This window comes from Holospora undulata HU1, assembly GCF_000388175.3.
GTDB lineage: Bacteria > Pseudomonadota > Alphaproteobacteria > Holosporales > Holosporaceae > Holospora > Holospora undulata_A.
Genome location: NZ_ARPM03000197.1, coordinates 1 through 5248 on the forward strand (window position 1 = coordinate 1; position 5248 = coordinate 5248).

The following is a 5248-nucleotide window of genomic DNA, read 5'->3' on the forward strand; positions in this document are numbered from 1 at the left end:
AAACCCTTGGTTGATTAGCTTTTCTAACATTCTTAAACGAGTTTTCTTGCCAAGGAGTATTAACCTCAGCAAACCTTTGAATAGTAATTCTCCGGTGATTTTATTATTATATCTATTGACATCGTAAAGTTTTCCTAGTCTCTCTAAATCTTCTTCTTTTATTAAAGACATAATTACATTAGATCTAGAGAAATCTTTTATTAAAACATTAATTATTATTTCAGGAGGGGATTTCAATGCTGTTAAACATTTATTTTGACACTTTCAACTCTTATGGCATCGACCGCTGGCAGCCTTCCAAATGGGATAGCTTGATGGGCTATAAAACTCCTGGCCAACCTATAGAAAAAAAGCAACTGCAGCAAGTGTCTTCAGGACAGACAAAACCAACAAGACCTCGTGTCATGAGAAGCAGATTTATGGGATAGAGTTTGACAAAAATATTCAATGTGGTGAATATGCACAGATACTCTGGATGTTCTTCCCCTAGGCTTGCTTAAGGGAAGATGCCGGAGTTTTTACGAATAGTACGCAAAGCCTCCCCAATATTTTTGGTTTGCAGTTTAGAAACACCAACCTCGGTTGCAAAATCATCCCATTTTTTAAGAGCAGCAAAAATCTGATGGATAATCTCTAACGCCTTGTCTTGCTTAATACCTACGGTACCTGCCAGTTTTAACAGGTGCTTTTTTGTAGGATTTTTCCCTTCGCCCATAATCATCGTAGAATGCTCACCCGCAGGGCCTGAAGAAAAGGTTAAATCGTACGCAGGCGATACAGTCCAGTTACCTTGTACGTCCATTAAAAATGAAAAATTTTTCGAATGGTCATCACGATTATGAGTTAAGACATTAAAAACGGCACTTCTAAATTGAATTTCGCACTGCCTGATATCTTTTGTTAAATACAGGGTTGCTTTCATGATACTTTCGTAATCAAGGGAAGGCTCCCTGTGATCAGCATGAAGGAGACCTGCAATTGTATGCATATGAATGCGGTTATCAGCGTTTCTATCAAACCGTTTAACACCAAAAAATCCTAAGCCCTTTCTTGAGGGAAAAAGCTTTGCTTCAGGTACAACAAGTCCGGCATCGATTGCCATAAGGTGATAGGCGTATTCTATAGCGCTTATATCTTTAGGGTCAAGGTGAGATCTAAACTTAATCAGCCAATCCACGCCATCAATATTCAGCAATACTTTAGGGCGGGCCCCCGCTGAAGATCCCCCCAACACCAGCAAATCATCTACATAAGTATCGTTTTCATCTAATGTTGCTTGTATTTCGCTATCAATTTCGTCTAAATCATTGGTGATATGAGATATAGCGCTTGGATTTTCAGGTTCATAAGCATAAGATAAAGCCCCCATACCGCCTGTTCCTACAAAACAAAGACGATCAAGCGGTGAGAGAGTGCCAGGATTAAGCCCTGCATTCATTAATTTTCGGTCTAGAAGTAATCGCCCCCAACCATCGGGCAAACTATCATTGAAAACACCAAATAAACCTTCAAAGGTACGATCACTGGACTCTATAACACCTGCTTTAAGAGGTAGTTTGAAAGGCGATAACTCAAGGCCTGTTTTAATAAAAGCTGCATCATATTCAAAAAAGATTTGTCTACTCTTAAGCAGCAATCTTCCCATGAGTATCTTATGCGTAGAGCAGTGATAATACACATAAACAAGATTTTGATCCCGGAAGCTCATTTTCTACCCCGTTTTCTTTTTCCATCATCAATCAGCTCATCAAGCGATAATGCTTCTTCAGCGCTTTTAAGTGCAAACAGTGCTTTAAAATCATCCATACACCCAAGTATCACAGCCAATTTAAGCAGCGATTCCAAAGATATTTGTCCTGTTTGCTCAAACTTTTTTAAAGAGCCATAACTGACCCCAGACTTTTCTGATAAAGTCTGCTGGCTTAAATTGAGTTCAAGCCGAAGATCGCGTGCCCTGCTTGCTACCCTCTTTTGCATTTCACTGGGTGTCATCATATTAACTGATACCATAATACCCCTTGCGCGTCCAATGCCTATATAATAGATATTATATTATCCTCTAAATTACAAGTCAAGAAGTTCTTATTCTGGTATCCGGACACATCTTTCATCTTTCCTGAATAAGACATCTAAAGAGCAATCTTGAGCCAAGCTTACCCGGGGATAATTTTATGTATTTAGTCGATGATCTGGTCAAAATTGAGCAAGCCATCACAAAATTACAGATGGGTGAGCGCGTGGTTTCTGTTGCCTATGGCGATCATATCGTTAAATATGCGGAAGTGGATTTAAAAGATCTCTTAAACTTACGCACCCGCATTAAATCAGATTTAAAAAGCAGCACGTCCTTAAAGCGGCGCATTACTTTTGCCACACATAAGGGGATTTGCTGATGCTACTTAAAACATTCGCACAACTTTTCAAACGCCCCAAAAGCAAAGCTTCTGCTTGGGATGCGGCAGGTTCTGGCAAGCGCCTAACCTATTGGCAGCCCGAAAATAGCGCCATCAATAGCTTACTTGGGAATCATCTAGAAACACTGATATTATTGAAACACTGGTGAGTAACGCTGTTGGCACCGGTATCAAACCGCAATCAAAAGCTAAAAATGCAGAATTTCGTAAAGCGGTACAGGCATTATGGCTGCGCTGGTCCGATGAGGCGGATAGCCATGGCGTTAATGATTTTTACGGTCTACAAGCCTCTATTTGTCGCAGCATGATTGAAGGGGGCGAATGTTTTGTTCGCTTTAGAGTACGTCGCTCTGAAGAGGGATTATCCGTTCCCTTACAATTACAGGTGCTTGAATCTGAGCATTTAGATACATCAGTGAATCGCATTTTAATCACGGGTAATATGGTTCGAAACGGTATTGAGTTTAATAAACTTGGCCAACGTGAAGCCTATTATTTGTTTCGTGAACATCCAGGTGAAAAGCTGCTTGTCTCAAACGGTGAATCAGTCCGCATTCCTGCCTCTGAAGTATTGCATATTTATAAACCCTTGCGTCCCGGTCAAATTCGAGGAGAGCCTTGGCTAAGCCGTGTGTTGCTTAAATTGTATGAGCTGGATCAGTACGATGATGCCGAGCTGGTGCGCAAGAAAACCGCTGCTATGTTTGCAGGGTTTATCACCCGTCTTGATCCTGAAGCCAACATGATGGGTGAAGGTGCCGCCAATGAACAAGGGATGGCCCTTGCCGGACTTGAGCCTGGCACCATGCAGCTACTGGAACCTGGAGAAGACGTTAAATTTTCTAATCCTTCGGATGTTGGGGCAAATTACGAAGCCTTTATGCGCCAGCAGCTCAGAGCCATTGCTGTTGGCATGGGCATTACCTATGAACAGCTGACAGGAGATTTAACCAACGTCAATTATTCATCCATTCGTGCAGGGCTCATTGAATTTCGTAGGCGCTGCGCCACTTTGCAACATCATGTGATAGTGTTTCAATTTTGTCGGCCTGTTTGGAATCGCTGGATTGAACTGGCTTTGCTTTCTGGCGCCTTACCTTCTCAAGACAAAGATACATCTATCAAAGATGTGAAATGGATACCCCAAGGTTTTGACTGGGTTGATCCACTCAAAGATCAGCAAGCACAACAAATGGCAGTGCGTAATGGCTTTAAAAGTCGCGCTGAAGTGGTTTCAGAGCTGGGATATGATACAGAAGAAATTGATCAAGAAATTGCGGCAGATAACAACAGAGCTGATGAAGCAGGGTTTGTTTTAGATTCCGACCCAAGGCATACAACACCGCCTAAAAAACGAGGTTTTTAATGAATGACATTTACTTAAAATTTGCCATGAAACCGATGATGATTGAGCGTCGCAGCTTTGAGTGGCTGGCTGCCCACATGGCATCAAACAAGGCTTTGAAGTTTACACCCCCCTCCTTAGCACATGGTGGCAGCAATAACATCGCCATCATTCCGATTCATGGCATTTTAACCAAACGCTCAGGCATATTTGACGGCATGTTAGGTATGACTTCCTACGATGAAATACAACAACAAATCAGCGCTGCTTTGTCGGATGATGCCGTACAAACGATTTTACTCGACATTGATAGTCCCGGCGGTGAAACCAGTGGACTGTTTGATTTAGCCGATTTTATTTATCAGGCACGCAGCCAAAAAACCATTTGGGCCATGTGTAATGATGAGGCCTATTCTGCGGCTTACGGGATTGCATCCAGCGCTGAAAAGGTTTTTATCAATCGGACGTCTGGTGTAGGTAGCATTGGCGTGATTGCCAGCCATATTGACCAAAGTGCCTTTGATGAAAAGCAAGGGGTTAAATACACTACCGTTTTTGCCGGCAGCCGTAAAAATGATTTAAATCCTCATGAGCCGTTAACTTCTGAATCCATGCAAACTCTGCAAAGTGAAGTCAGCAGGTTATATGAGATGTTTGTAGAGCTGGTAGCCCGTAATCGAGATCTTACAACAGAAGCCATAAAGGCTACAGAAGCTGGCCTTTATTTTGGCCTTAATGCCATCCAAACAGGGCTTGCGGACGAAATTCTCACCTTTCCTGAATGTATTCAAAAAGCAGCCTCTCAATCTTTTATAAGGACCATAGCTATGACTGAAACAGTACCGACCATTAATCCAGAAGAATTACTTACCCAAGGCAAAATCCTAGGGCGCAGTGAATATCACGCGGAAGCTTTAGAAATTTTCCGTTTATGTAAGCTCTCGAAGATGCCAGAAAAACTGGGTGATTTTATTGAGCAAAATATCCCGGTTAACGAAGCACGCGAACAGCTCATGCAGCTACTCGCTGATCGTACCGGTACTGAAATCTTGAGCACTGTGAGCCTTGAGCCAACCCCTCAAGAAAATCCGGTGATCCAAGCTGCTAAAGCTCGTAGTCACATGAAATTAACCGCATAAATGGAGGAAACCCTTATGACCGTTGCTATTGAACAAAAAAACTTAGGAGATCTTCTTAAGTTTGAAGCTCCTAATCTTTATTCCCGTGAAGAGATAACTGTAGCTCAGGGGCAAAAACTAGCCCTTGGTGCCATTATCGGCCAAGACAGTGAAACAGATTTGATTAAAGCATTAAATCCTGCTGCCACAGACGGCACACAAAATGCCCTTGGGGCTTTGATTGCTGAGGTAGATGCCAAGTAGTAACACCAAAGCCGTGATTGTGACACGCGATGCAATTCTTGCCGATCACGCCGTTGTCTGGCCAACCACCATCACGCTTGAACAAAAAATAGCTGCTATCAAGCAGC

Annotated in this window: 6 protein-coding genes and 2 pseudogenes; 5 read left to right on the forward strand and 3 right to left on the reverse strand. The window is 42.4% G+C overall.

Annotated features, from left to right (window positions below; all coding sequences use genetic code 11):
- Nucleotides 1-237, reverse strand: a 237-nt coding sequence (locus K737_RS10655) for a hypothetical protein (RefSeq protein ID WP_035575261.1), incomplete at its 3' end; no start/stop codon positions are given.
- On the opposite strand from K737_RS10655, the gene K737_RS06100 reads away from it, so the two are divergent.
- Nucleotides 237-428 carry a hypothetical protein gene (locus tag K737_RS06100; RefSeq protein ID WP_006298509.1) on the forward strand — a complete coding sequence of 64 codons (192 nt, stop codon included), beginning with the start codon at nt 237-239 and terminating at the stop codon, nt 426-428. The genes K737_RS10655 and K737_RS06100 overlap by 1 nt on opposite strands.
- A 68-nt stretch (nt 429-496) precedes the next feature.
- Here the strand turns inward: K737_RS06100 and K737_RS06105 are convergent, their stop codons facing one another.
- Together K737_RS06105 and K737_RS06110 are read right to left on the reverse strand one after the other, a co-directional pair.
- Nucleotides 497-1645, reverse strand: a complete 1149-nt coding sequence (locus tag K737_RS06105; RefSeq protein WP_052563253.1) for a type II toxin-antitoxin system HipA family toxin — start codon at nt 1643-1645, stop codon at nt 497-499.
- Between the two features lie 59 nt (nt 1646-1704).
- Nucleotides 1705-2010 carry a helix-turn-helix domain-containing protein gene (locus K737_RS06110; protein WP_023491165.1) on the reverse strand — a complete coding sequence of 102 codons (306 nt, stop codon included), beginning with the start codon at nt 2008-2010 and terminating at the stop codon, nt 1705-1707.
- 161 nt (nt 2011-2171) lie between these two features.
- Between K737_RS06110 and gpW the strand changes: the two genes are divergently transcribed.
- From gpW to K737_RS09045, 4 genes and pseudogenes are all read left to right on the forward strand, one after another.
- Nucleotides 2172-2393 (forward strand): gpW family head-tail joining protein, encoded by a 222-nt coding sequence (gene gpW / locus K737_RS06115; protein WP_006298520.1) that lies wholly within the window; start codon nt 2172-2174, stop codon nt 2391-2393.
- Nucleotides 2393-3780: pseudogene (locus K737_RS06120) on the forward strand (phage portal protein). Before gpW ends, K737_RS06120 begins: the two are co-directional and overlap by 1 nt.
- On the forward strand, nt 3780-4898 hold the full coding sequence (locus K737_RS06125) for a S49 family peptidase (protein ID WP_006298521.1): 1119 nt from the start codon (nt 3780-3782) through the stop codon (nt 4896-4898). Before K737_RS06120 ends, K737_RS06125 begins: the two are co-directional and overlap by 1 nt.
- A gap of 15 nt (nt 4899-4913) precedes the next feature.
- Nucleotides 4914-5248, forward strand: a pseudogene (locus K737_RS09045) (head decoration protein); the annotation flags it as partial.